This window comes from Faecalibacterium sp. DFI.5.82 (assembly GCF_029076575.1).
Classification (GTDB): Bacteria; Bacillota; Clostridia; order Oscillospirales; family Ruminococcaceae; genus Faecalibacterium; species Faecalibacterium duncaniae.
In genome coordinates this window covers 1-300 of the sequence record NZ_JARFIS010000769.1, presented here as the reverse complement: position 1 = coordinate 300, position 300 = coordinate 1, and the positions used below count along the sequence as shown (strand labels likewise).

The 300-nt window shown below is 64.0% G+C and carries 1 protein-coding gene; it reads left to right on the top strand.

Annotated features, from left to right (window positions below; genetic code table 11):
• A partial coding sequence (locus P0G09_RS18830; RefSeq protein WP_275253434.1) for an AAA family ATPase occupies positions 1 to 300 on the top strand: 300 nt, incomplete at both ends.

Here is a 300-nt window from a genome sequence, read left to right as displayed (position 1 = left end):
TATTCAAGGAACTGGAGATCCAGGGCTTCAAGAGCTTTCCCGATAAGGTCAAGATTACCTTTGACGAGGGCGTGACAGGCGTGGTGGGCCCCAACGGTTCGGGTAAGTCGAACCTGTCCGATGCCGTGCGCTGGGTGCTGGGCGAGACCAGCGCCCGCCAGCTGCGCGCCGCCGGAAAGAGGGAGGATGTCATCTTTGGCGGCACCCGGCGGCGGGGGGCCATGGGCTTTGCTCAGGTGCGCCTGACGCTGGACAACAGCAGCCACGCGCTGGATGTGGAAGCGGACGAGGTGACCATCG